Origin of the sequence: Burkholderia sp. Cy-637, assembly GCF_011753175.1 — a bacterium.
GTDB lineage: Bacteria > Pseudomonadota > Gammaproteobacteria > Burkholderiales > Burkholderiaceae > Burkholderia > Burkholderia gladioli.
In genome coordinates this window covers 18024-43275 of sequence record NZ_VWWC01000034.1, presented here as the reverse complement: position 1 = coordinate 43275, position 25252 = coordinate 18024, and the positions used below count along the sequence as shown (strand labels likewise).

The 25252-nt window shown below is 68.1% G+C and carries 27 protein-coding genes; 19 read left to right on the top strand and 8 right to left on the bottom strand.

The window, feature by feature from the left end; all coding sequences use genetic code 11:
* Positions 1-9: 9 nt before the first annotated feature.
* A complete protein-coding gene (locus F3J10_RS36265) occupies positions 10-294 on the bottom strand; it encodes a hypothetical protein (RefSeq protein ID WP_240155543.1) in 285 nt (94 codons plus the stop codon).
* Here F3J10_RS36265 and F3J10_RS36260 point away from each other — a divergent pair.
* Entirely contained in the window at positions 293-652 is a 360-nt protein-coding gene (locus tag F3J10_RS36260) for a hypothetical protein (protein WP_240155542.1), read from the top strand. The two genes, F3J10_RS36265 and F3J10_RS36260, sit on opposite strands and share 2 nt — an antisense overlap.
* Positions 653-767: 115 nt before the next feature.
* Here the strand turns inward: F3J10_RS36260 and F3J10_RS12495 are convergent, their stop codons facing one another.
* Positions 768-1511, bottom strand: a complete 744-nt coding sequence (locus F3J10_RS12495) for a response regulator transcription factor (protein WP_275691695.1) — start codon at positions 1509-1511, stop codon at positions 768-770.
* 399 nt (positions 1512-1910) lie between these two features.
* Positions 1911-4922 (bottom strand): glycosyl hydrolase family 18 protein, encoded by a 3012-nt coding sequence (locus F3J10_RS12490; protein WP_240155540.1) that lies wholly within the window; start codon positions 4920-4922, stop codon positions 1911-1913.
* A gap of 233 nt (positions 4923-5155) precedes the next feature.
* Between F3J10_RS12490 and gspG the strand changes: the two genes are divergently transcribed.
* The 14 genes from gspG (at position 5156) to F3J10_RS12420 (ending at position 17891) form a co-directional block, all read left to right on the top strand.
* Positions 5156-5587, top strand: a complete 432-nt coding sequence (gene gspG, locus F3J10_RS12485) for a type II secretion system major pseudopilin GspG (RefSeq protein ID WP_167242229.1) — start codon at positions 5156-5158, stop codon at positions 5585-5587.
* On the top strand, positions 5577-6101 hold the full coding sequence (locus tag F3J10_RS12480; RefSeq protein ID WP_240155537.1) for a lytic transglycosylase domain-containing protein: 525 nt from the start codon (positions 5577-5579) through the stop codon (positions 6099-6101). The genes gspG and F3J10_RS12480 overlap by 11 nt, the downstream gene beginning before the upstream one ends.
* Before the next feature lie 2 nt (positions 6102-6103).
* A complete protein-coding gene (locus F3J10_RS12475; protein WP_167242222.1) occupies positions 6104-7294 on the top strand; it encodes a type II secretion system F family protein in 1191 nt (396 codons plus the stop codon).
* A gap of 34 nt (positions 7295-7328) precedes the next feature.
* Complete coding sequence (locus F3J10_RS12470) at positions 7329-8975, top strand: GspE/PulE family protein (RefSeq protein ID WP_167242221.1); 1647 nt, start codon at positions 7329-7331, stop codon at positions 8973-8975.
* The gene (locus F3J10_RS12465; protein ID WP_167242220.1) at positions 8956-9708 is read left to right on the top strand and encodes a hypothetical protein; all 753 of its coding nucleotides are present in this window, start codon (positions 8956-8958) and stop codon (positions 9706-9708) included. The genes F3J10_RS12470 and F3J10_RS12465 overlap by 20 nt, the downstream gene beginning before the upstream one ends.
* On the top strand, positions 9705-10235 hold the full coding sequence (locus F3J10_RS12460) for a hypothetical protein (protein WP_167242219.1): 531 nt from the start codon (positions 9705-9707) through the stop codon (positions 10233-10235). Before F3J10_RS12465 ends, F3J10_RS12460 begins: the two co-directional genes overlap by 4 nt.
* Positions 10232-10780: a hypothetical protein gene (locus tag F3J10_RS12455; protein ID WP_167242218.1), complete on the top strand. Its 549-nt coding sequence runs from the start codon at positions 10232-10234 to the stop codon at positions 10778-10780. The genes F3J10_RS12460 and F3J10_RS12455 overlap by 4 nt, the downstream gene beginning before the upstream one ends.
* Positions 10777-11259, top strand: a complete 483-nt coding sequence (locus F3J10_RS12450; protein WP_167242217.1) for a hypothetical protein — start codon at positions 10777-10779, stop codon at positions 11257-11259. The genes F3J10_RS12455 and F3J10_RS12450 overlap by 4 nt, the downstream gene beginning before the upstream one ends.
* An 18-nt stretch (positions 11260-11277) precedes the next feature.
* A complete protein-coding gene (locus F3J10_RS12445; protein ID WP_167242216.1) occupies positions 11278-13371 on the top strand; it encodes a secretin N-terminal domain-containing protein in 2094 nt (697 codons plus the stop codon).
* A complete protein-coding gene (locus tag F3J10_RS12440; protein WP_345791204.1) occupies positions 13368-13862 on the top strand; it encodes a type II secretion system protein in 495 nt (164 codons plus the stop codon). The genes F3J10_RS12445 and F3J10_RS12440 overlap by 4 nt, the downstream gene beginning before the upstream one ends.
* Positions 13837-14232, top strand: coding sequence for a prepilin-type N-terminal cleavage/methylation domain-containing protein (locus tag F3J10_RS12435; protein ID WP_025100103.1), 396 nt, complete (start codon positions 13837-13839; stop codon positions 14230-14232). The genes F3J10_RS12440 and F3J10_RS12435 overlap by 26 nt, the downstream gene beginning before the upstream one ends.
* On the top strand, positions 14219-14740 hold the full coding sequence (locus F3J10_RS12430) for a hypothetical protein (RefSeq protein ID WP_025100104.1): 522 nt from the start codon (positions 14219-14221) through the stop codon (positions 14738-14740). The genes F3J10_RS12435 and F3J10_RS12430 overlap by 14 nt, the downstream gene beginning before the upstream one ends.
* On the top strand, positions 14737-15420 hold the full coding sequence (locus F3J10_RS12425) for a response regulator transcription factor (RefSeq protein WP_046517889.1): 684 nt from the start codon (positions 14737-14739) through the stop codon (positions 15418-15420). Before F3J10_RS12430 ends, F3J10_RS12425 begins: the two co-directional genes overlap by 4 nt.
* Before the next feature lie 143 nt (positions 15421-15563).
* Positions 15564-17891, top strand: coding sequence for an ATP-binding protein (locus F3J10_RS12420; RefSeq protein ID WP_167242215.1), 2328 nt, complete (start codon positions 15564-15566; stop codon positions 17889-17891).
* Positions 17892-17942: 51 nt separating this feature from the next.
* Here the strand turns inward: F3J10_RS12420 and F3J10_RS12415 are convergent, their stop codons facing one another.
* Complete coding sequence (locus F3J10_RS12415) at positions 17943-18554, bottom strand: hypothetical protein (protein WP_240155535.1); 612 nt, start codon at positions 18552-18554, stop codon at positions 17943-17945.
* Between the two features lie 354 nt (positions 18555-18908).
* On the opposite strand from F3J10_RS12415, the gene F3J10_RS12410 reads away from it, so the two are divergent.
* Complete coding sequence (locus F3J10_RS12410) at positions 18909-19919, top strand: SDR family oxidoreductase (protein WP_167242213.1); 1011 nt, start codon at positions 18909-18911, stop codon at positions 19917-19919.
* Positions 19920-19989: 70 nt separating this feature from the next.
* A complete protein-coding gene (locus tag F3J10_RS12405) occupies positions 19990-20919 on the top strand; it encodes a LysR family transcriptional regulator (protein ID WP_167242212.1) in 930 nt (309 codons plus the stop codon).
* 50 nt (positions 20920-20969) lie between these two features.
* Here F3J10_RS12405 and F3J10_RS12400 read toward each other — a convergent pair whose 3' ends face one another.
* The gene (locus F3J10_RS12400; protein ID WP_167242211.1) at positions 20970-21611 is read right to left on the bottom strand and encodes a response regulator transcription factor; all 642 of its coding nucleotides are present in this window, start codon (positions 21609-21611) and stop codon (positions 20970-20972) included.
* Between the two features lie 249 nt (positions 21612-21860).
* On the opposite strand from F3J10_RS12400, the gene F3J10_RS12395 reads away from it, so the two are divergent.
* Positions 21861-22241 carry a flagellar transcriptional regulator FlhD gene (locus tag F3J10_RS12395; protein WP_345791203.1) on the top strand — a complete coding sequence of 127 codons (381 nt, stop codon included), beginning with the start codon at positions 21861-21863 and terminating at the stop codon, positions 22239-22241.
* The gene (locus F3J10_RS12390) at positions 22238-22879 is read left to right on the top strand and encodes a FlhC family transcriptional regulator (RefSeq protein ID WP_167242210.1); all 642 of its coding nucleotides are present in this window, start codon (positions 22238-22240) and stop codon (positions 22877-22879) included. The genes F3J10_RS12395 and F3J10_RS12390 overlap by 4 nt, the downstream gene beginning before the upstream one ends.
* 226 nt (positions 22880-23105) lie before the next feature.
* Here the strand turns inward: F3J10_RS12390 and F3J10_RS12385 are convergent, their stop codons facing one another.
* The 3 genes from F3J10_RS12385 to F3J10_RS12375 form a co-directional block, all read right to left on the bottom strand.
* Entirely contained in the window at positions 23106-23285 is a 180-nt protein-coding gene (locus F3J10_RS12385) for a hypothetical protein (RefSeq protein ID WP_060001980.1), read from the bottom strand.
* A 33-nt stretch (positions 23286-23318) separates the two neighbouring features.
* Positions 23319-24209, bottom strand: a complete 891-nt coding sequence (locus F3J10_RS12380) for a LysR family transcriptional regulator (RefSeq protein WP_167242209.1) — start codon at positions 24207-24209, stop codon at positions 23319-23321.
* A 251-nt stretch (positions 24210-24460) separates the two neighbouring features.
* Complete coding sequence (locus F3J10_RS12375) at positions 24461-25156, bottom strand: OmpA family protein (protein WP_167242208.1); 696 nt, start codon at positions 25154-25156, stop codon at positions 24461-24463.
* Between the last annotated feature and the right edge of the window lie 96 nt (positions 25157-25252).

Sequence of the window (25252 nt, the reverse complement as noted above, 5' to 3'; positions counted from 1 at the left end):
AGTGCCTCTTCAGAGATAGACGAGGTCGAGCGTGACGCTGCCGTCGAGTTCGATGGTGTCGGCGCTCGGCAAGGACACGGTGCGCGCGATGGTCGGCGTGACGACCAGCGTGCCGTTGACGAGCTTGGCCGCCAGGGGCGTGTCGGCGCCGCTCCTGGACCAGGAGGTGGTCGATTTGGGCGAGAGATACTGGCTTTTCGCGTCGCTCGACCAGGACGAGCGATTGGTGCTGGCCATGACCTTGGCATTGGCTTCGTCGAGTCGGACGGTACCGTCCTGGAAACCGATCATCATGCCGCCGATTCGTACCTGGTCATTCGGTCCCGTGGTGCCGAGGCCGAAGATCCAGTCGTCGCCGAGCGCGCTGGCCCAACGTGAACTGGCGACATCGGCCTGGGCGATCTTCGAGGCCGAGCGGGAATCGACCACCGCCAGGCCGACGCGCGTCGGGGCCTCGCAGACGATATTCAAGGCCACCGTCTTCGGCGCGAGTTGCGTGCCATCGATATTCAGGCTGTTGAAGGATGTCGATCCGAAATCGAGGCGGCCGTTGTTCTCGAGGGAAATGCTGCACGAGGGCGGTGAGATCCGTCCCGTTACCGTGAGTGTGGCCGAGGTGCCGGCCATCGCCGCCGATTGCATGAGGCTGTAGCAGAGGATTGCTGATGAGATTTTTTTGATTCTTATCACGATGTCGAATATGGAGATCGGTTGAGTTTGCGGGTTTGGGTGTAAGGGCGTGCGCGAGCCGAAAGCGATTATTTTTTCTAGACACCTCCCTTGCAAGAAGACGAGTCAGATACTTGAATTGGGGTCGATGCGGTAGTGCCTGTCGAATATTGTTTTATTGGCGGCATTGAGCCGTGTAGGGAGTCGAACAGGCTGTCGCAGTTCTCGTGAAGCATCCGGAACAGATCGGCGTTCCGCTCGACGCCGAGCTTGCGCATGCCGCGCAGCCTTTGTGCGCTGACGGTCTGCTTGCTCCGGTTGCGGCGGCTCGCGATCTCGGTGATCGACAGGCCGGACAGGTAGAGATGCAGCACCTCCAGCTCGGACCTCGTCACGCCGCGGCCGCGCCTCATGTCTTCGGCCTGCGCGAGCGGAATGCCGGGCGAATGGTAGTGGCCGCCGGCGAGCACGGCCTGGATCGCCGCCACCAGGTGATCCAGGCTGTCCGACTTGCTGACGATCGCCCGTATGCCGATCCTGCGCATCTGATCGACGAAGCGGGCGTTGATCTGCGAGGTGAAGACGACGATGCGCAGCCCGGCGTGGCGGTTGCGAATGCGCGCGAGCATCGACAAGCCGTCGCTCGAGTGCGCATCCGGCAGCGAGTAGTCGGTGACGAGCAGCCGGCAGGGAACGCGCGACAGCACGTCCATCAGGTCGGGCGGGCTTTGCGCGCTCCCCGCGATGCGCAATCCGTCGATCTCGCGCAGCACGGTGGCGAGGCCGGCGAGCATGGTGGGCTGGTGGTCCGCGAGGACGACGTCGAGAGAGGACGGGGCCATGGATGTGGGGGAATGGACAGGGCGAGGTTTCGTCAATGTACGAAGACCGCAAGGCCGAAAGCATTGGACCTGTCCTAAATCTCCCGGAATCGTCTAGGACGTGTCCGAGCCATGGCGCCCGCTGGCGCGGCCGAGGTTCATCTCGGCGCGGATGAAAAAACCGCTGCCATCCGGATCGCCCGGGTGGCAGCGGTGGTGTTGCAGCGACCGGATTACCCGGTCTGGATCAGCGCGATGCGGGCCTTACTTGCCGCATTCGCCCAGGTCCTTCCATACCTTGCCGCTGAAGTCGGGGCCGGTGGTGGCGGGGCTGCCCGGTTCGTTGCTGGTCCACCAGCGCGCCTCGTAGAGACGGCCCTGGTGCTGGACCCGGCTGCCGCCTGTGTAGGGCTTGCCGCCCTACCAGGCCGCGGCGCACTGGCCGCCCTCGCTGCCGCCTGCCTGCTTCGCCTTGACCAGCACGGTGTGACGGGCGCTCGACGAGAGCTTGCCGTCGCTGGCGCTGACCGAGAAGTCGAACTTGGTGTCGCGCGGCAGTTCGGGGGCATCGAAGCGCAGCGTCGCGCCGTCCTGGCTGGCCTGGATGCCGGCCGGCACGTTCCACTTGAAGCTCAGCGGGTCGCCGTCCGCATCGCTCGATCCGGCGGCCGACAAGGTGACGGCCTGTCCGGCCCGGGTGCTCTCCGGGCCGCTCAGTTTCGCGACCGGCGCGTGGTTTTCGCCGGGCTGCGCCGGCTTGCCCGGTTCGGCGTCGCCGTGCAGGTCCCAGGCCTGTTGCCAGGCGCTGCCGGTGCCGGGCGCATAGGCCCAGGCCGCGCCGGCGCACCAGCCGGTGGCCGGATGCGGCTTGCATCGGTAGAGCTTGCCGCCGTTCGACACGATGTCGCCGGCCTTGTAGGGCGTGCCTTGCTGGTAGGCGGGATATTGGCCGGCGTTGCCGCCATTGCCATTGCCGCTGCTGCCGCCATTGCCGCCATTGCCGCCGCCGGGTTTCTGCTGTCGCGCCTTGACCAGCACCGTATGAGTCGCGCGCGAGGACAGCTTGCCGTCGCTGACTTCCACCGTGAAGCTCAGGCGCGTGTCGCTCGCCAGTTCGGGCGCCTCGACGGTCAGCGTCGATTGATTCTTCGCGGCTGGGAAGCCGGCCGGCATGAGCCAGCGGTAGCCGAGCTTGTCGCCGTCGGCATCGCTCGATCGGGCCGCCGACAGCTTGATCGACTCGCCGGCCTGCACCGTGTCCGGGCCGCTCAGATGCGCGACGGGCGGGTGGTTCTTGCCGGGCTGGGACGGTTCTTGCGGCTCGCCGTGGCCGCCCGAGGCGCTCGCCTTGGCGAGCACGCTGGTGCGCGCCTTGGCATCGAGGCCGCCCGCGTCGGTGACGGTGACCTCGAACACGAAGCGCGTATCGGTCTTGACGGCCGGGATCTCGACGCTCGCCTTCGCGCTGCCCGCGTTCGCGATCGACAGGGCAGGGCCGCTCGCCTGCTTCCAGGCGAAGCGCAGCTTGCCGCCTTCCGGGTCGCTCGACTTCGAGGCGTCGAGCGTGACGCGCCGCGCCTGGTCGACCGTGAGGTCGCCGCCGGTGCGCGCGAGCGGCGCCCGGTTGGGGGCCGAACCGTCCCTGGCCTCGTGGCCGAGGCCGCTGTGCATCGCATTCAGGATGTCGCCGTTGTCGGCATCGATCTCCCAGGAGAACAGGCCGCCGAGCCCGAGCTTGCGCACGTACTCGCCCTTGGCGGCCACCGAGCGGGTGTCGTCGAAGCTCACCAGGTCGCCGTTCACCTTGTTGAAGACATAGGGCGCCTCGGCGCTCTGGTCGTAATGGTATTCGTAGCCGTTGATGCCGTGGCCGCCGGGCCCGACCATCTTCGCGGCGATGCTCTTGTAGTCGAGGATGCCGTTCTCCCAATCGCCCTTGACCGGGCCGCGCGCGGTGCCGGTGAAGGGGTTGTCGCCCTGGTAGCCGGACACGCCGGTCCAGCCGCGCCCGTACATGGCCGCGCCCACCACGATCTTGCCCGGCTTCACGCCCTGGGCGAGCAGCGCCTGCACCGAATTGGCCGTGGTGTAGGCCGTGTCCGGGCGCCAGGCCGGGGCGTTGAGCGCGGTCTGGTGGCCGAGGTCGCTCATGCTCCAGGCGCCGTAGAAGTCGTAGCTCATGTCGAAGATGTAGTCCATGTACTTCGACGCCTCCCGATAGTCGACCACGGCGATCTTGTCGTCGCCGGAGCCGATCGCGGAGGTCAGCTGGTAGGTCTTGCCGGTGTCGCGGGACAGCCGGTCGAGCATCTGGCGCAGCTCCTTCATCAGCGTCACGTAGAGCGGGCCGTCCTTGAGCGGATCGCCGAGCGAGGCATTCGCGCCCTTGCCGCCGGGGAATTCCCAGTCGATGTCGACGCCGTCGAAGAACTTCCAGGTGCGCAGGAACTGTTCGACCGAGTCGACGAACACCCGGCGCTTGCTCGCGTCGTGCAGGTGATGGAAAGGGTCGGACAGGGTCCAGCCGCCGATCGAGGGCAGGATCTTCAGATCGGGGTTGCGCTTCTTGGCGGCCATCATCTGGCCGAGCACGCCCTTGAGCTTCGAGCTGGCCGACTGGCCCGGCAGGGTCGCGCCGATCTCGCCCCAGCCGTCGTGGATCGCGACGCTGAAGTCGGGCAGGCCGCGGCACGACAACTGCAGCGCGTTGTAGGAGGTGCCGCCCATCGCCGCGAGCGAATCGTTGATGCCGGCGCCGCCGCAGATCGGCACGAAGCCGTACAGCATGTGGGTCAGGTTCTCCACCGGCACCTGGTCGACGCTGAACTTGCGGCCGTAGATCGACCAGGTCGCGAAGTAGCTGCCCACCACCGAGCCCGAGGTGTTGCGGAATGCGCGATTGGCCTTGTCGGCGTTGTCCGGCAGGTCGTCGGCCAGATCCGGCGTGGTGTCGAACACCATCACCTCGAGCGGCGCGCTGTCGGTGAAGGCGCCCTTGTCGTCGAGCACGCGCACCTGCATCTGCTTTTTCCCGGGGCGCGTGACGTGGGCGACCACGCTGCCCTTCTGCGTGCCGCCGGTGCCCGTCATGCTGATCGCCGAAGCCTCGTCGGCGACGCCGTCGACCACGGCCAGCGCCTTCACGGCGGTGCCGTTGTAGTAGATGTCGAACGGCAGCGGCACGTCGACGGCCTTGTTGATCCTGACCAGCTCCTTGTAGGGCACGGCGCCGGCCTTGTCGAGCTCGATCTGCACGAAGCCGTGCGGCTTGGAGGTGATCTCCCAGGCCTTCAGCGCGGGGGCGCCGGGCGCGGCGAACGCGGCGTTCGCGAAGCAGAGCGCGCTGGCCATGGCGATGGCCAGGCGGGCGTTGCGGTTCACCGGGGAGAGCTTGTTATGGATGCCTGAGCGTCCAGGCTGAGTGTTCTTCATGTTGCCAAGTCGTTCCTGAGGAAGAGTTCGAGGGTCCTTGTCGACACCGGGTCGCAGGGACGGAGCGGATTCTTCTTTGGAACCGGATGCGGCTGCAACGATTCTCAAGGCATTCTCAAAGCACGCAGGCGCGGTGGCGGGATCCTTGATGAATCGTTGAGGAATCTTGATGGCCTGTTGCATCGAACCAATACTCGGCGCTCCGATTTTCGATGCGAATTCCCGCCGTGAAGATGAAACCTCATGAATTGAAGCCGCGACGGCAGCAGGGCTTCACCCTGCTCGAGCTGCTGGTGGTGCTGCTGATCATCGCCTTGCTGGCCGCCTATGTCGGCCCGAAGCTGTTCTCCCAGGTCGACAAGGCCAAGGTCAAGGCAACGCAGGCGCAGATGACGACGCTGGCCGATGCCCTGACGCAGTTCCGGCTCGACACCGGCCGTTATCCGACGCAGGAGGAAGGGCTCGGCGTGCTGGTGGCGCCGGCGCGGAACCTGGACGGCTGGAGCGGCCCCTACCTGGCGAAGGCGGTGCCGAACGACGGCTGGGGGCGCCCCTATCGATGGAACGTGCCGGGCCGCGACGGCGAGGCCGAAATCGTCTCGCTCGGGCGCGACGCACGCGAAGGCGGGGAGGGCGTGGATGGCGACCTGGTCCATGGCCTCTGAGCCTTGCCGGCCCTATCGACTTCTCGGCCCGTGGCGGGCGGCCCTGGCGGCGGGCGCGCTGTGCCTGGCGCAGCCGAGCGGCGCGCTCGCGCAGGATTGCTGGACCCGCGCCGGCGACAAGTACGGCATCGATCCGCTGCTGCTGGCGGCGATCGCCCGGGTGGAGTCGTCGATGAATCCGGCCGCCGTCAACCGCAATCGAAATGGCACGACCGACATCGGGCTCATGCAGATCAACAGCACGCACCTGCCGCGGCTGCACAAGGCCGGCATCACGCGCAAGCGGCTGCTGGCCGAGCCCTGCACCTCGATCGATGCCGGCGCCGCGATCCTGGCCGGCTTCATCGAGCGGCTCGGGCCCACTTGGAACGCGGTGGGCGCCTACAACGCCGGCGCCTCGCCGGCCAGGGCGCGTGCCCGGCAAGCCTATGTCGACAAGGTCTGGCGGGCCTACCGGCAACTGACGCGCGACCGCGCGGCCAGCCTGGCCGGGCTGGTCGACTGGAGGCGATGAGCATGCCGATGTTCAGGGTGCGCCTGCTGCGCGACGGCCAGCTCGCGACGCAGGCGATGGAGGCCGCGGACGAGGCCGAGCTGCGGGCGCGGCTGCGCGCCTCGGCGGCGCCGGCGGTGGTGCTCGACGTGCGCAGGCAGCGCCGGCTCGGCGGCGCGCGGCGGCAGCCGAGATTCGCGCTCGCGCTGTTCCTGCAGGAGCTCTCGAGCCTGCTCGATGCCGGCCTGGTGCTGATCGAGGCGCTCGAGGCCCTGCACGGCAAGCGCGATGGCGGCCGGCAGGCGCAGCAGGTGATCGGGCGCGTGCTGGCGGTGATGGTCGAGGGCCAGCCGTTCTCGGCGGCGCTGGCCAGGCAGCCCGGGATCTTTCCGGCCCTGCTGGTGGCCACGATCGAATCGGCGGAAGGCAATGGCCAGTTGCCCGAGGTATTGCGGCGCTACCAGCAGTACGAGCATCGCATCGAGCAGATCAGGAAGCGCGTCACGGGGGCGATGGTGTATCCGGGCGTGGTGATCGGCGTTGGATTCTGCATCCTGCTGTTCATGGCCTTCTTCGTGATCCCGCGCTTTTCCGCCGTGTTCGAGGCCTTGAGCACGCTGCCGCCGACCGCCCGGCTGATGCTGGCCTGGTCGGGCCTGCTGGCGCGGCACGGCGCGCTGGTGTGGGCGGCGCTGGCGGGCTCGATCGCGGCGATCGGGCTGGCGCTGCGCACGCAGGCGGCGAAGCGCGCCGCGCGGCAGCTCATCTGGCGCCTGCCGAAGCTGCGCGAAGCCGGCCGGCTGTTCGCGCTGACGCGTTTCTATCGCACGGTCGGCCTGCTGATCCACGGCGGCACGCCGGCCATCGCGGCGCTGGAGATGGCCGGCAGGCTGCTGCCCGAGCCCTATCGGGCCGGCCTGGCGGCGGCCCTGGTGGACCTGCGCGCGGGGCTGCCCGTGTCCAGCGTGCTGGCCAGCCGGCAGTTGACGACCTCGGTGGCCGAGCGCCTGCTGCGCGTGGGCGAGCAGAGCGGCGACCTGGGCGGCATGTGCGAGCAGATCGCGCATTTCCACGACGCCGCGCTGGACCGCTCGGTGGAGTTGCTGAGCAAGGTATTCGAGCCGGTGCTGATGCTGGCCGTCGGGGCGACGGTAGGCACCGTCGTGATCCTGCTCTACCTGCCGATCTTCGAACTCGCCTCCAGCCTCGGCTGAGGCTCGGGATCACCTCGAACAAGGAAACATGCCGATGAAGCAAGACATGGCTGATCAGGACTGCTGGCAATCGCAGGCCGGCGCGGCCGGTATCGAGCTGGCCGACTATGTCGAGCGCTTGCTGCTCGCCGAGCCGCGCGCGCTTGGCCGCGTGGCGGCCCGGCTGGCGCTGGCGGCGCTCGATCCGCAAGCGCTGCGCGACGCGAAGCCCCGTTTCGACCTGCTGGCGCTGCACGACGCGCTGGCGCTGCGGGTCCTGCCGGTCGAGATCGGCGGGGCGGCCAGCCTGGTGCTCGCCGATCCGCTGGCGCGCGCGACGCGCGAGGCCTTGCAGGCGCGATTCCCGGCCGGCCCGATCGAGCTGGCGATGAGCATGCCGGGCGAGGTGGACCGCCTGCTGGGCGAGTTCGAGTCGAGCGAGCGGGTGATGGACGACGCGGCCGTCGACACGCGGGGCGATTCGCTGGCGCAGGCGGTGGAATCGATCACGCTGGCGAGCATCGCGAACGACCAGAGCCCCATCATCCGTCTCGTCAACATGACGCTCTACGACGCGCTGCAGGGCCGCGCCAGCGATATCCACCTGGAGGCTTCGCAGGACGGCCTGCATATCCGCTATCGCATCGACGGGGTCCTGCAGTCGATCCGCCGGGTGCCCGGCATCGAGGTCGCGGTACAGGCGATGTCGCGGCTGAAGGTGCTGGCCACCCTCGATATCGCCGAAAAGCGCGTGCCGCAGGATGGGCGCTTCAAGGCGGTCCTGCAAGGACGCGAAATCGATTTCCGGGTGTCGATCATGCCGGGCACGCATGGCGAGAACGCCGTGCTGCGGATTCTCGACCGATCGCAGCGGGGCGGCGAGATCCGCCTCGACGGGCTCGGCTTCGATGCCGGCACGGCGCAGCGCATCCGCGCGCTCGCGCAACGGCCTTACGGCTTGCTGCTGGTGACGGGCCCGACCGGCAGCGGCAAGTCGACCACGCTCTACGCGGTGCTCTCGGAGGTCGGGACCGGCGAGGAGAAGATCATCACCATCGAGGATCCGGTCGAATACGAGCTGGAGGGCGTGCTGCAGATTCCTGTCAACGAGCGCAAGGGGCTGGGTTTCGCGCGCGGCCTGCGCTCGATCCTGCGCCACGATCCCGACACGGTGATGGTGGGCGAGATCCGCGACGCGGAAACCGCCGCGATCGCGGTCCAGTCGGCGCTGACCGGCCATCGCGTGTTCTCCACCGTGCACGCGAACGACGGCTTCAGCGTGATCGATCGCTTCATCTACATGGGCGTGGAGCCGTCCACCTTCCTCGAGGCGCTCAACGGCGTGGTGTCGCAACGCCTGGTGCGGCGCATCTGTCCCGCCTGCGGCCACGGCGCCGATACGGCGGCCAGGCGCGGCGCCTTCGCCCGCTTGTCGGTGGAGGCGCTGGCGCATGCGGTCGAGGCCGGCCCCGGCTGCGAGAGCTGTCGCGGCACCGGCTATCACGGGCGGCTCGCTCTGGCCGAGGTCCTGCCGCTGGACGAGCCGATCAAGGCGGCCTTGCTGGCGCGCTCGATCGACAAGCGGGTACGCGCGCTGGCGGCCAATCCGCATTACCTGTCGATGCGCGAGGCGGGGCTGGCGGCGATCCGCCAGGGGCTGACGACGTTCCAGGAGGTGCAGCGTGCGATCGCCCTGGCATGAGGTGCATGTGATGCTCGACGGGGCGGCGCTGCGCGTGCTGTCCGGCGCGGCGCCGATCACGATCGATCACGAGGGCGACCCGGCCGCGGCGCTGGCCGCTTGTCTCGATCGCTTGCCGAGACGACGGCTGGCCGTGCTGAACCGCCTGCATCTGGTGCTCGCGCATCCATGGGCGCATGCCGTGGTGCTGCCCTGGCAGGACGGCGTGCTGGCCGAATCGGCATGGCAGGCCTATGCCCGGGCGCTGCTGGCCGAGCGCGCGATACACGATGCCCGGCGAGTGCGGATCGAGGCGAGCCCGCATGGCCGGTCGCGGCTTGCCGTGGCCGCGCCCGAGGCCCTGATCGAGGCGTCGGCCGGCGCGTGCCGTGCCGCCGGCTGGACGCTGGCCGGCTGCCGGGACCTGCTTTCGGCGGCGCTGCATCGGCATGCCGGTGCGCTCGCTTCGGTCGACGATGCCCGTCTCGCGCTGTTGCAGGCCGGTGCGCTCACCTGCGTGTTTCGTCGCGACGGGCAGTGGCGCGACGTGATCACGCTGGCATGGCGAGGCGGGAGGCTGCGCGACGTGCTCGATGCCGCCGCCTTGATGGCGCGGCAGCCGGCATCGCTCCGTACCTTTCTTTGCGCGGTCGAGCCGGTTGCCGCGAGCCTCCTGGACGACGACGGGCGAGGCGGCGATGGAACGATCCGGCTCGCGGCGCCGCTGGCCTGCCTCGACGGGGCAGCGGCATGAGCGGGGCGAGCGACATGGCCTTCGTCGCGACGCGCGGCCTGGCCAGGCGCCGCACCGCATTGGCGCTCGCCGTCGCGTTGGCGGCAGCGGGGCTGCTGCTGGGCGAGCAGGCGCGGCTCGACACGCTGCGCGACGAAGTCGGGCGGATCGAGGCGCGTGTCGACCAGCGCCGGCAGGCCGCCGAGCGCGCGGTCCGCGAACGGCAGCGCGTTTCCGCCGAGGCGCATCGCATCGAACGGCTGCTCGACGAGCAGTCGAGCAGCGACGGGAACACCGGGCTGCCGGTGCTCGACTGGATCGAGCGGGCCTGGACGCCGCGCATCGCGCTGCGCTCGCTGTCGATCGACAAGGCCGGCAAGGAAGCCCGGATCGAAGGCGGCGCGGCCGACCTCGAACATATCTACCGCTTCTCGAATCGCCTGCGGGACGCGCACCCGGAACGCCGGATCGGCCTGTTGCGGCATCAGGTGCGGGACATCGCCGGCAGTCGAACCTACACATTCAGCCTGAACGTCACCCACCCATGAAATGTTCCGCATCGATCGACTGGAAGGCGCCGCTGGCGCGCCTGAGATGGCGCGCCTACCGTCTGGCACGGCAGCTCGGATGGATCGAGACGCTGGCCTGCCTGGTCGTGCTCGCCTTGCCGGTTCATCACTTCGCGCTGGCCGTCCCGGAGCGCGAGCGGCTCGCGCAACGCGGCGCCGAGCTGAAGCAGACGCTGGCCGCCGACGCGCCGGCGCCGCGATCCGGCGACAGGATCAGCCTCGAGGACCTGCGCAAGACGAATACCGACGAGCAGGCCTATTTCGTGTTCGACACCCTGGCCAGGCACGGCCTGCACCGCAAGTCCGCCACCTACCGGCGCGACAGCGAGGTGAAGGGGGCCCTGGAGCGCCTGAGCATCGGCATCGCCCTGACGGGCAGCTATGAAGGCCTGCGCGGGGCCTTGCGCGTGATCGCCGAGCAGCCGCTGCTGCGCATCGAGCAGTTGACGATCGAGCGCAAGGATATCGACGACACCCGCCTCGAGATCGGCCTGGGCATCAGCCTGCTGGGGCCCGACACATGAGATACGGGGTCTTGTCACGGCGGCTGGCGGCGCTCGGGCTGGCGTTGTCGGCGAGCTGCATGTCGGCGGCGGAATCCGGCGAGGAAGCCGTCGATCTGTTTCCCGAGCAGCACTGGGCGACGCTCGGCCGGGCAGCGGAAACCGTGTCGCCGCCGGCCGAAACGCGCGAGGCGGCGAGCGCCGATGTCGCCTCGGCAGCGGCGGCGGATTCGCCGCCGGAATCGATGGATGCCCCGTTCGAACTTGCCGGCGAATGGCGCGAGAACGGCCGGCGCATCCTCGTGCTGGACGGCATGGGGCAGAGCTTCGTGCTGTGCGCGACACGCTGCGAGGTGCCCGGCGCGATCCTGCCGGGCGAAGCAATCACCGGCGCTTACCGGTTCGGGGCGGTGCATCGAGGCAAGGTGGTGATCCACGCCGATGACGACACCGTGTTCGAGCTGACGGCGCCCGGCATGGAGGTATCTGGCTCCGAGTGAGGAGCCGCGGAATTCATCATGAAACCCATCACGCTTATTTTTCCATTGATCGCCGCGATGGCCGGCGGTGGTTGCGCGGGCACCTATCACCGTGCCGACGATGCCGCGGGCACGAGCCCCGCGCAGGGGATCGAGGCGCTGCAGCGCCGGCAAGCCGAATCGCCTCGCGACATCGAGGCCGCGCAAGCGGCGGCGACCGGTTTGCAGGACTATGTCCGGGGCGAAACGAGGCAGGCCGAGGCGCGAGCCGCGCTCGGCGATTACGCGGCCGCCGCCGAGCACCTGTCGAACGCGCTGGCGCATGATCCGGGCAACCTGCAGGCGGAACAGTTGCGCGGGCAACTGGTGCGCCGCCAGCAGGCTGACGACGATCTCGCGCGTGCCCGGCAACTGAGCCGGAGCCGGCCGCAGCAAGCGCTGGACCTGGTGCGCGGCGTGCTCGGCGAGCAGCCCGCGCATCGCGAGGCCCGGCGCCTGCGCGATGCGCTGCTGCGCGACACGAAGGCGAGCCGCGCCGCGCGCCCGCAACTGGCCGATGCCTTGCGCAAGCCGGTGTCGCTCAATTTCCGCTCGCAGCCGATCGGCCGTATCTTCGAGGCGATCTCGCGCGTATCGGGCGTGAACTTCGTGTTCGACAGCGAGGTGCAGGCCGACATGCCGGCCTCGCTGTTCGCGAGGCGGACCACGGCCGAGAACGCCATCGAGCTGCTGCTCAGGACCAGCCAGCTCGAAAAGCGCGTGCTCGACCGCCATACCTTGCTGGTCTATCCGGCGCGCCCGGAAAAGGCGCGCGACTACCGGGAGTTCGCGATTCGCACCTTCTTCCTCTCGCATGCCGAGGCGAAATCGGTGATGGCCGCCTTGCGCCAGATGGTCAAGCCCAAGGACATCTACGTGGACGAGCGCGTCAATGCCATCGTGCTGCGCGATACGCCCGAGACGATCCAGGTGGCGGAGCGCGTGGTGATCGGGCTCGACATCCCGCAATCCGAGGTGACGCTGGACGTGCAGGTGCTCGAGGTCAATGTGAACGACAGCGTCGACCTGGGCCTGCAATACCCGGGGAAGATCCAGCTCAGCGCGCTCGGCGCCGGCGAGGAGGTAGGCCTGACGCTCGGCGACCTGCTGCGCCTGAATCGCGACCGGATCGGCGTCGCGAGCGAATCGGGCGCGCTCTCGATGGCGATCGACATGCTGCAGAAGCAGGGCAAGACGCGCACGCTGGCCAATCCGAAGATCCGCGTGCGCAACCTGGAGAAGGCCAATATCCGGATCGGCGAGCGCGTGCCGATCGTGACCACCACCAACGGCAACGGCGTGGTGACGGAATCGGTCAGCTACCAGGACGTGGGCCTGATGCTGAAGGTCGAGCCGCGCGTCAGCCTGGACGACGAGGTCAGCGTCAAGGTGAGCCTGGAGGTTAGCAACATCCTGTCCGAGCAGCGGACCCGCAGCGGCCTGGTCGCCTATTCGCTCGGCACGCGCAATGCCGACACGCTGATGACGGCGCGCAACGGCCAGACGCAGGTGCTGGCGGGCCTGATCAAGCGCAGCGAGATCGAGAGCCGCGCCGGCTTGCCCTGGCTGTCGTCCTTGCCGGTGCTCGGCCGGCTGTTCGGTTCGGACCGGACCCGCAACGAGGAAACCGAGATCGTGCTGCTGATCACGCCGCATATCGAGCGCCGGCTCGACCTGCCCGAGGCGGCGGTGACGACGTTTCTCTCGGGTACCGAGACGCGCGTGACCACCGAGGCACTGAGCCTGGCGCCGGTCGGCGCCGGGCGGGAACCTGCTCCGCCGAAGCTGCACGAGCCGATCGTCGCCGCCGATGTGGTGGATGCCGAAGCGCGCGAGGTGGGTGAGGACAGCGAGCCGAGCCTTGTCGAACAGGTGGAGGCACGCGAGGCGGGCGACGAGGGAAAGCGCGAAGCGAAGGACCGGAAGCCGGCCGCGGGCAGCGATCCGTCGCCGACGACAGGGCCGGGGCCTGCCGCCGGCGAAGCCGTCGAGCATCACGGCGTGGGCGGCATGATGCGCACGCGCGACACGAACGACACGCGGCGCGACAGCGCCCGATCGGCGGCACCGTTCCGAGACGGGAGGCAATCGTGATCGGCCGCCGTCGCCATCGCACCGCGCAACGCGGCTTCACGCTGATCGAATTGCTCGCCTCGCTGACGCTGCTGGCCTTGCTGCTCAGCGTGGCGATGCCGCTGGCCGACGTCGTCAAGCGCCGCGCCGGCGAGACCGAGCTGCGTCGCGCCCTGGTCAGCATCCGCGGCGCGCTCGATGCCTACAAGCGCGCCTCCGACGAAGGGCGCATCGAGCGGAGCATCGACGACAGCGGTTATCCGCCGGACCTGCGCACGCTGGTCGACGGCGTGCGCGACCGCAAGAGCCCGACCGGCAACCGGCTCTATTTCCTGCGGCGGATTCCGCTCGACCCGATGTGCGAATGCGAGGGCACGGCGCCCGAGCAGATGTGGGAAACCCGCAGCTACGACAGCGACGCGGAGCGCTTTTCGGCCGGCGCCGACGTGTTCGACGTGCGCTCGCGCAACCGACAGGAGGGCCTCGATGGCATCCCGTATCACCAATGGTAGCGGCCGGGGTCGCGCGCGCGGCTTCACGCTCGTCGAACTGCTGGTGGTGATGGCGATCATCGCCGCCTTGACGGCCTTCGTCGCGCCCAACTACCTGAAGCAGGGCGACCGTGCCAAGGAAACCGTGCTGCGCCACAACCTGCATGCACTGCGAGAGTCGATCGACGATTACCGCGCCGATCACGGCCGCGATCCCGATTCGCTGCAGTCGCTCGTCGACGGACGCTACCTGCGCGAGTTGCCGCTCGATCCGCTGACCGGCAGGCGCGGCAGCTGGGTGCCGATGCAGGGCGAACTCGGCGGCGTGCACGACGTGCGCAGCGGCGCCAGGGGGCAGGGCCTGGACGGGAGCGCCTATGAAACCTGGTAGGGCGGCCGAGCGCGGGATCGCCTATCTCGGCGTGCTGATGCTGGTCGGCGCGATCGCCCTGGGCGCGGCGCAGGCGGCGCGGGTCTGGCAGACGCTCCAGTTGCGCGAGCGCGAGGCCCAGTTGCTGTTCGTCGGCGACCAGATCCGGCAGGCGATCGACAGCTACTATCGCTCGGGCCCCGGCAGCCGTTATCCGCGCTCGCTGGAGATGCTGGTCGAGGACCGGCGCGGGCCGCGCACGCTCCGGCACCTGCGGCGCGTGTATCGCGATCCGCTGACGGGCACTCGCGAATGGGGTATCGTCGAGGCGCCGGACGGCGGCGTGATGGGCGTGTTCAGCCGGGCAGCGGGCCGGCCCGTCAAGCGGCGCGGTTTCCCGGAAGCCTGCGCGGACTTCGAGGACAAGCCGGGCTACGCCGACTGGCGCTTCGTCCACGCGCCGGCGCATGGCGAAACCGTGCCGCCGATGAGCGGCTTCGAGCCGGGCCGAACGGGAGGTGAGGGATGATCGTCGCGATTCTGGAAGATGTCGTGGCGCAGGCGAACTTCGTGGCCGCCTGGCTGGAGAAGGCCGGCCACCAGCCCCTGGTGCGGCATGACGGCGACAGCTTCGTCGAGCTGGTGAGCCGCGAGCGCGTGGACCTGCTGCTGCTCGACTGGGACGTGCCGGGCAAGTCGGGCATCGAGGTGATGCGCTGGGTGCGCGAGCGATTCGGCGCGCAACTGCCGATCGTGATGATGACGCAGCACGATGGCGAGGACGACATCGTGCACGGCCTGGACAACGGCGCCGACGACTACCTGGTCAAGCCGCTGCGCGAGCGCGAGCTGGTCGCGCGCGTCAACGCGCAGATGCGCAAGTATTATCCGCAGGCGGGGCAGGGCCGGCGCATCGAGATCGGCCGCTTCGTGATCGACGCGGCCGAGCATGTCGCGCGCATCGACGAGCGCGCCGTGGAGCTCTCGCAACGCGAGTTCGAACTGGCGCTGATGCTGTTCGAGAACGTCGGCCGGATCGTGTCGAAGGATGCGCTGATCAAGCGGATCTGGGGCGGTGTCGATCGCAGGTACGACGCCACGCTCGCCACCTATGTGAGCAAGCTGCGCTCGGCTCTGGAACTGCGTTCGCACAACGGCCTGGTCATCTCCACCATCTACAACCACGGTTATCGGCTCGAACGGGTTTGAGCCGCCGGCGGGGGGCGAGTCGTCCATGAAAAACTGACTAGTCTGGTCGACTGCGGGGTTCGCTATCTTGAAAATGGGCACGGCTTTTCCCTTCCCGTTTTGACCCTTCCCGATGGCGCCCCGCATGACAAGGAACGACGTTCGTGCTTGACCGGTTCATTCGCGGAAAACGCGAAGCGAAGCGCGCATGGACGTCGAGCTGGACCGTCGCCGTGGCGCTGCTCGCGTGCTCCGCCCTGAGTTACACGCCCGACGGCGAATCGCTGTTCGCGCCCTTCGACCTGCTGCATTGGCAGCTCGTGGCGCATCACGAGCATGGCGCGCATGGCGACGCCGGACGCGTGGTGACGGTGGTCATCGATGCGCGCACGCTCGAGGCGCTCGGGCCTGCCACCGTCTATGCCAGGGAAACCCATGCGCGCCTGCTAGATCGCTTGCGCATGGCGGCCAGCGTCAGTCTCGACTTCCCGATGGTGAACCGCCAGCCCGGCGACGCCATGCTCGCGCGTGCCATCGCGCGCCACGGGCGCGTGGTGCTGACCGCGCAGTCGAACGGCCTGGCGGGGCGCGTCGACCTGCTGGTCGCGCCGCCGCCCGCGCTGGCGAATGCCGCCGCGGCGGTCGGGCAGCGCAAGCTGGTGTTCGGCAGCGGCCATACCGTGCAGGGCATCGTGCCGTTCCTGGCGGTGGGGCCCGCGGGGTTCGAGGAGGCGCATGTCTCGCGCCTGGCCTTGCAGGTTGCCGAGGCGGTGCCGGCGCTGCGCAACCTGCGTGGCCTGGTCCAGGCCCATGTCTCGTCGATGGGGCGGGTGGTGCCGGGGGCGCTCGCCTTGTCGTTCCCGAACGATTTCGACCTGCGCCAGTATTCCTATCTCGACGTGCTCGAAGGCCGCGTGCCGGAAGCCGCGTTCGCCGGGCGCGTGGTATTCGTGGGCGACACCGCGACGGGCCTGTCGGGCGGCCCCTATCACCTGTCGGCGCGCGGCGCGCCCTTGACCCGGGTGCAGATCGACGCCCAGGCCGCCGACGAACTGCTCGACGGCAAGGTGGTGCTGCGCGTGCCGTTCGTGCTGCAGATCCTGTTCGGCCTTGCCGCCGCGTCCGGCATGATCCTGATCTGCGCACGCGCGTCGGGGCGGCGCTCGCATGCGATGGCGCTGGCCTGGATGCTGGCGATCGCGGCCGCGTTGACGGCGCTGCCGATGCTGAGCCGCTACTGGATACCGCTGGGGCCGGCGCTCGCGAGCTGCGTGGCGATCTACGCCGTTTATGGCTGGCGGCGGGCCGCCGGCGTGCGGCGGATGCTGCGGCACGAACTGGATGGATTGCACGCGGCGGGCTTGCCGCTGGCTGCCGAGGGGCACGTGCGCGAAGCGTCGCCCGACGACGAGCTCGACGCGCTGGTGCAAGGCATGCGCGCCTCGCGCACGGCTTATGTCGACCTGATCCGGTCGCTGCCTTATCCGGTGTTCGTCGAGCGGGGCGCGAAGCTGGTGCTGAGCAACGAGCGCGGGCGCGAGCTTGTCGAGCGCCTGGCAGCGGCGCGGGAGCCGGCCATCATGATGCTGGCGCGCGAGCAGATCCGCCTCGCGAAAGCGGCGGGCGAGATCCGCACGCTGGAGCTGAACCTCGGCGGCCGCGCGCAGATGATGATGGTGACGCCGTTCGGCGAGGGCGGTGAAGGCGGTGAAATGAGCGAGGCCGCCGACGCGAGCGATATGGGCAGCATGATCTGCCTGGTCGACGTGCACGACATCAAGGCGGCCGCCGAGCACGATCGCATGACCTTGCGCCATATGGCGCACGACCTGCGCAATCCGCTGTCGACCATGCTGAGCCTGCTGGAGGCACGCGGCATGGGCGACGGTGACGGCAAGGGCGAGGCGCCCGATCTGATAGCGGACCTGCACCAGTTGGTCGACTACAGCTTGCGCGTCGCGCAGGACTTCACGCAGCTCTCGCGCGCCGAGCATCTCGACGCGCGCAGCTACCTGCCCTTGTCGGCGGCGGATCTCGCGGCCGAGGCGATCGACCAGGTCTGGCACGGCGCCGCCGCGAAGCGGATCGCCATCGACGGGCCCCGGATCGACGACGGCGATGCCTGGGTGCTCGGCAGCCCCGACATGCTGCTGCGAGCGCTGGTAAACCTGCTCGACAATGCCATCAAGTATTCGGCGCCGGATACGCGCATCGAGGTGAGGCTCGCGCCGCGCGCCGACGACGTGGCGATCGGCATCGAGGACCAGGGATGCGGCGTCGCCGCCGAGGCGATGCCGCATCTGTTCGAGCCGTTCTTCCAGGTCGGCGGCACGCGCGGCGATCCCGCGCTCGGGGTGGGGCTCGGCCTGCCGTTCGTGCGGGCCGTGGTGGTGCGCCATGGCGGGACGGTCGAGGCGAGCTCGACGCCGGGCGTGGGCAGCCGCTTCACGATCGCGCTGCCGCGCACGGAGACGGTGCTGCTCGACGCGTGATGGCCGCGCAAGGCCCGCTTTCCGCGCGAGCCTTTGCCGTTGTTCCTGCGTTCAGGGCGCGACTTTCGGATTCGAGCTGAACCAGCCCCGATGATCCTGCCAGTTGCCGTATTCGTCGACGATCGCCCCTTGCGGCGAGGCCATCATGAAATGCCAGCTTTCGAGCTGCTTGAGCTGCCGGACCTCGCCTTCGTGCTGGACCACGACATTCTGGCTGCGGACCGGCCCGAAACTCTTCGGGATGGCGGGAATCTCCGCGGACTTCGGCCCGATCTCCGAGAAATCGTAGACCCAGCCATGCAGCACGCGCCATGACTCGTGCTTCGCGGGCCGCGCGGGCGGCGAGGCGATCGGCATGTGGCGATGCTCGGGCAGCATCTGGTTCGGCAGCAGGTACATCGTCATCGCGTAATAACCGTATTGCTGCTGGTTCACCCAGATCATCTCGGTCAGCCCGACGTGCTCGAAATCATGCAGCCCGAAGTCGCTGATCCAGAGCTGCGCGCGCATCTCGGGCGTGATGCGCTGGCCATGCGATTCGGCCAGTTGCGCGATCGCATCCTTGGCGACTTCCTTCTGGAACACGCCGTCCACGTAGAAATCGGCGTTCGTGTAGACGCGATGCGCGGCGGGGCTCGCGGGCGTGGCCATGGCGGCCGTCATGCCGCCGCCGAGCAGCAGGGTGAATAACAGGGGGAATGAAATCCTGAGTCGAGAATTCGCCATGATCGAGAAAATATGAATAAACGGATCTCGATGTTTCCACGCGAAAACACGCCGATGAAATTCATTGTATCGATGGCTTTATCTATCGTTTCGATATGAGATCGCCATCGGCCGATGCGCGCCAAACCGCCTGTGGATGAGGCTTCCCGCCTCGATGGAGACTTATCTGCCAGGTAGATGGAGTCATCGATTATTTAAATCTAATGGGTTTCGGTGCCGTGTTAAATTTTTGGCCAGACGGATAAACCATGATTGATTTTCCGTCTGTTCCTTTATTGCTGGAGAGCGACAATGTCCGAAACCAATTCGCGACGTGATTTCCTTCGTCACGCGGCAGCCGGCACGGCCGGCATGGCGGTGGCCGCCGTACCCGGTATCGCCGCGGCCGCCGATGGCGCGCCGGATGCGATGCCTCCCCTGGCCCGCATGCGCAATCCCCACGACCTGTATCCGCGCGCGCCGTTCGCGCGCCAGGTCCAGCCGGTGCCCGGCCTGGTCTCGAAGATGGTGCCGCGCCCCGATCACGGGGAAACCAGCTATCGCGGCTCGAACCGGCTGGCCGGGCGCAAGGCCCTCGTCACCGGCGGCGACAGCGGCATCGGCCGCGCCGCGGCGATCGCCTTCGCGCGCGAGGGCGCCGACGTGGCGATCAACTACCTGCCGGTCGAGGAAAGCGACGCGCGCGAAGTGGTCGCCCTGATTCGCAAGGAAGGGCGCAAGTGCGTGGCGATCCCCGGCGACATCCGCACCGAGGCGTTCTGCCGGCAGTTGGTGGAGCGGGCCGTCACTGAGCTCGGCGGCCTCGACGTGCTGGTCAGCAACGCCGGCCACCAGCAGGCCAGGGACGATATCCAGGACATCAGCTCGGAGCAGTTCGAGCAGACCATGAAGACCAATGTCTATGCGCCGTTCTGGATCGCCAAGGCCGCGCTGCCCCATATGCCGGCCGGATCGTCGGTGATCCTGACGACTTCGGAGCAGGCCTTCCTGCCGTCGGCCAACCTGCTCGACTACGCACCCACCAAGGCGGCGAACATCGCCTTCGTGAAGGCGCTGGCCAAGCAGCAGGCGCCCAGGGGCATTCGCGTCAATGCGGTGGCGCCGGGCGCGACCTGGACGCCGCTGCAGACGAGCGGCGGCCAGCCGCCCGAGGTGATCGACCGCTTCGGCCAGGACAATCCCACCGGGCGGCCGGCTCAACCGGTCGAACTGGCGCCGCTCTACGTGACGCTCGCATCCGCGGAATCGAGCTTCTCCAGCGGCCAGGTGTTCGGCGCGAACGGCGCGACGGGCGCTGCCTGATCGGCGCCGTCGCGCGACGCCATCCGTCAACGGCGGGCGAATTCGCCCGCCACGATCATCGCAGGGCGCAGTGGAACTGAGACAGTTACGACATTTTGTTGCCGTCGCCGAGGAGGCGAACTTCACGCGCGCGGCCGAGCGATGCCATATCGTCCAGTCGGCCCTGTCGACCTCGATCCGGCTGCTCGAGGAGGAGCTGGGCACCCGGCTGCTGGTGCGCACCACGCGCCATGTCAGCCTGTCCGAGGCGGGCGCGGCCTTTCTCGAGAGCGCGAGGAGCGCGCTCGGGATTCTCGATCGCGCCGTGGTCGGGGTCGAGAGGATGCGCTCGGCGCGGCGCCGCACGCTGTCGATCGGCATCGTGCAGAGCCTGCCGCCGTTCCTGGCCTTGCCGGCCTTGCTGTCGCGTTTCGATCGCGCGCATCCGCAGGTCGAGGTGCGGCTGGTGCAGGACACCGCGGACGTGCTCAACGCCAGGGTGGAGGATCGGCAGCTCGATCTCGCGATCCTGCCGATCGACGAGCGCAACGAGCGGCTGGTTTCGCGCATCGTCGCCTGCGATCGGATGGTGCTCGCCTGCGATCGCGGCAATCCGCTGGCCCGCGCCGCCTCGGTGACGCTGGATCAGCTCACGGGCGAGGCCTTCGTCGATTTCGTGCCCGGCCAGGGCACGCGCGGCAGCGTCGATCGCGGTTTCGCGGCGGCCGGTCTGCAGCGCCGCGTGGCGTTCGAGGTCGGCGATCTCGATACCTTGCTGGACCTGGTCTCGCAGGGCCTGGGTGTCGCGGTGCTGCCTGAGGATATCGTCGCGAGCCGCGCCGGGCGGTTCGCCTGCGTGGGGATCGAGGCCGAGAATCTGTGTTGGGAGCTGGTGGTCACGCACCTGGCCGCGGCCGGTTATCCGGATGACACGCTGGATCCGGCGCCGGCCGCGTTCCTGGCGATGCTGCTGGCGGGGGCGGCCAGCGAGCCCGGCCTCGAGGGCCGGGCCGTGTCCTGAATCCGGCGCTGGCGACCGCATCGAGCGCCTGCGCGCCGGCCTGTCTCGCATCAGATCAGGCCGGTCTTCCTTCCCGCCGCGGCAGCCTGGGTTCGGTTGAAGACGTTCAGTGCCTTGAAGATGGCCGTGATATGGGCCTTCACGGTCTTTTCGGAAAGACCGAGCCGATCGGCGATCAGCTTGTTCGGCACACCCTCGGCTATATAGCGCAGCACTTCGACCTGGCGTTGCGTCAGCGCCGCATCGGCGACGCGAGGTGCGGGCATGGCGGCGTGGCCGGCATCGAGCGCGGCGGTTTCGTTCAGCATCAAGGGTGGCACGTAGCGTTCGCCGTCCAGCACCATCGTGATCGCCGACAGCAGCGTGTGCGCACTGGCGGACTTCGGCACGTAGCCAAGCGCGCCTTGCGCGAAGGCGGCCCGCACGTCGCTTGGATTCTCCGACGAGGACAGCACGATGATCAGCAGTTTCGGACGCTTGCCGGCGATCGCCGAGATCGCCGCCAGGCCGTCCGTGCCGTGAATCTTCAGATCGAGCACCACCGCGTCGAGATCGGCATGTTGATCGAGCAGGTGCATCGCCTCTTCCGCGCTGCCTGCCTGGATCACTGCCAGCGCGGCGTCATGCCGGCGAAGCAGGGCCTCCACACCGTCCCGCATGACCGGATGGTCATCCACGATGAGAATTTTCATGAAATCGAAGAAATGAATAACGGATAGAGAAAATGCGCGACTGACGATGATTCGCTCGTGAAGGCCGGGGTCTTAATACTTAAGTCCCGATTATATTTCCCCCTGCCTGCGCCCAAGGTCGTATTTACATCGGACGAACCTTCGCCAACACTGAAGCGTCGATGTGCGGTGCCTGAGGCCCCGCGGTCGGGCTGGTCCGGTATTTGTCAATCTGCGTCACGGTAGTAATCCGGTATATCCGTTTCAAGGATGGTGGATTCGAGCGGCGTTTTATTGATTAATCTTGGGAAACAGTCGAGGTCGAAAATGGACGTTGCCAATCGGGATGATGCGGTCTGGGAATTGAACATGTCCTATCTGTGGCTCGCGCAGCGAATGCTGCGCGAGGACCGCGCGACGGGCATGTTTCGCCTGGGCCTGAACGCGGAGCTGGCCGATGCGCTGGCCGCGCTGTCGATGAAGCACATGATCGACCTGGCCTCGGCGGGGCAGTTGATCTGCGTGCTGCGGCCGAGCCAGCGCGGCGCGGTCTCGGCGCTGACGCGGCCGACGCCGCCGGTCGACATCGTGCGCCTGCATGTGGCGATGGCGCTGGCGAGCGGCGTGCCCGGCGCGGAGGAGGTCGCATGAGCCGCGAGCCAGAACGACATGGCTTGGTCCGCGACGCGATGCTGGTGATGGACGCGATCGCCTTGATCCGGCTCGGCGCGCGGCTCCAGTTGCTGCAAAGCGAAGTGGCCTTGCCGCACGATCGCCTCGTGCGCCTTTATCGTGAAGTGCGAGGGGTGCCGCCGACCAAGGGCTTGCTGCCGTTCTCGGCCGATTGGTACATGACCTGGATGGCGAACCTGCATGCCTCGTTGTTCCATGGTATCTACCGCTTCCTGTTGAACGAGGCGGGCTGTCGTCGGCTCGATGCGCTCGTCAAGGCCTATGGGCAATACCTGGCCTGCTGCGAGTCGGCAGCCTGCTCGCCTGCGCTGGACCTGACGCGCGCCTGGACACTGGTGCGCTTCGTCGACGGCGGCATCCTGGATACGATGCAATGCGTGGAATGCGGCGCTCGCTTCATCAGGCATCGCCACGATTCACGGGTGCATCGGTGCTGCGTCGCGTGCCACTTGCCGGCGCGCGCGGGCAAGCGTGCCGGTGCCGCGTGCGCCGATGCGCTGCAAGGGCCGGCACTCGCGCAGGCGGACGAACACGCCGCATGGCCCCGCGAAGCCTCGCGTAACGCGGCGTGGCAGGCCACGTGGCGGAACACGTGAAGGGAGTGGGTGATGTGGTATCGCAGGCTGCACCTGTTCCTCGGTATTCGGCCGGCGCGGAGCGTGCCGGTGCGTTTGCCTCGGCAAGCTTGCCGGTCGTCGCGCGCCGCGTGCCGCCCGCGGCCGGCGAGTGCCGTGGTGCGCAGGCGCCCGCGCGTGCCTCGGCGAGCCGGTCGACGATGGCGTCGTCGCTGATCGGCGGCGATGGGATGGGGGGACATGAGCGTCATTCGTCCTGCCCGCTTTCCTTCGTGGGTTGGCGCGAGACACGGATTCTCTCTCGTGCCTCGGCGACGATACGCAGCGACTCGCGCAGGAACCGGTCGTCCACGGTGGCTTCGAGGAAGAGCGCCTCGGCGCGTCTGCGCCGGTTCCGGCCTGGATTGTGCGCAAGCATGTAGCTCATCTGACCTGCCCGGCCTGCGTCGCGAGAAGCGGCTCAATGTTGCGGCAGGACCATCGTCCGGAGCATCGGCCTGGCGACCGCGATGAACTCCTTGAGCTTCGCCAGGTTCTGGCTGCCTGCCTTGTAGATCAGATTCATCGGGCTCGGACATCCTTCGAAGTCCCGGAAGATCCTGACCAGCCTGCCGCTGGCGAGATCGTCGCGAATCATCCATTCCGGCATCAGGGCGATGCCGACGCTCGATTTCACGATCTCGGCGGCGGCGGCGGGATGATCCACCACGCAGGCCGGGTTGATCTTGATGCCGACCGGTTTGCCATCGGCGCCGAACAACTCGATTTCGTCGCGATAGTGGGGCGAGCAGGCAATCCAGGGATGTCGCGCGACGGCATCGGCCGGCGACAGGCCGTCCTCGTGGGTCTCCTCGATGAACCCGGGCGCGGCGACGATGTACTGCTTGATATGACCGATCGTCTCGAAGCTCGTGTTGATGTTGTTCGATTGCGTCGTCGCGAGTGCGCAGTCGATGGCGTTCTCGTAGAAGCGGACCGGGCTCTCGTTGATCTGCCATTCGAGTCTGACCTTCGGACAGGCCCGCAGATATGCCGAGGAAATCCGGGCGATGACCTGCTTCTCGAACCCGCTCGGCGCCGTGACGCGCAGCACGCCGCGCGCGATGTTCTTTTCGCTTCTGACCAGCTCCTCGAAATCCGTCAGGTCGTTGATCAGATCGCGGACGTAGTCGTAGTAGCGACGTCCGGTCTGGGTGACATCCATGCCATGGGTGGTCCGGTTGATGAGCGGTACCCCCAGGTGGGCCTCGAGTATCTGAAGCTGGCGGCTCACGGTCGGCTGGCTCGAATTCAATTGTCTGGCGGCTTCGGTGAAACTCCCTGTCTCCACGATGCGGACAAAGGTGTCCATCAGGGCTAGCTGGTTGATCTTGGCGTGCGCCGAAATTTTCATGTATTCAAATGAGGCAATGCGATGCCGGATGTGCCGGGTCGACGACGGAACACGTTTGTCGACCCGGAAGGTCGTTCGAGGAATGCCGCGGGGACGAGTACGGATTGGCGCGGGACGTGCCGAGGGTATACCGGGGGGGCGGCGCGACCGCGCGATCAGCCGCCGCCGCCGGGATCGGGCGCGGTGCCCGATCCCGAGCGATGGATCCATCAGCCGCGCAGCGAGATCTCGACGCGACGATTGCTGGCGCGACCCTCGGCCGTCGCGTTGGATGCGATCGGATCGGCCTTGCCGCGGCCGGCCACCGACAGCTTGTCGGCCTGCAGGCCGTGTGCCTGCAGGTAGGCGGCGACGGTGTCGGCACGGCGCCTGGAGAGGGCGAGGTTGTAGGCGTCCCGTCCGACCGAGTCGGTATAGCCGGTGACCGTGACCTCGGCATAGCGACGCCCGGCATGTCCGCTCAGGAGCGTGTCGAGCGAGGCACGGGCCTTTGGCGTGAGCGTGGCCTGGCCGGTCGCGAACAACGCGTCGCCGGACAGATTCAGGTGCTCGATCGGTGCGGGCGGCACGGGAGGGGCGGCCGGCGCGACGGCCGGCTCGACGCGCGGGACCACGGCAATGGGTGCCGGTGTCTCGCCGCACTGGAATACCAGCGCGGCGGGAACCGCGTTGTTGCGCGGCGCGCGGGCCGAGTCGATCACGCGTACCGGTTGATCGGCGCAGATCCTTCGCGCGGCCTTCATGCAGGTTTGCGAGCCCGACAGCAGGCCGTGGCAATCCACCTGGAAGGTGCGCATGCCGTCGCGCGCCTGTAGTTCGGAGACGCTATAGGTCGGGCCGGACGCGCTCGAGCACGCGGCAAGCGAGGCCACGGACAGCGCGCAGAGATAGCTGAGTTTGTTCATGGTTGCATCCTCAATGCATTCGTCTTGGGAAGGTTGCCGCGCCGACCATCGTCCGGTCGGCGCGGCGCGGTGGGTGGGTCGATCTCATCCGCCCGC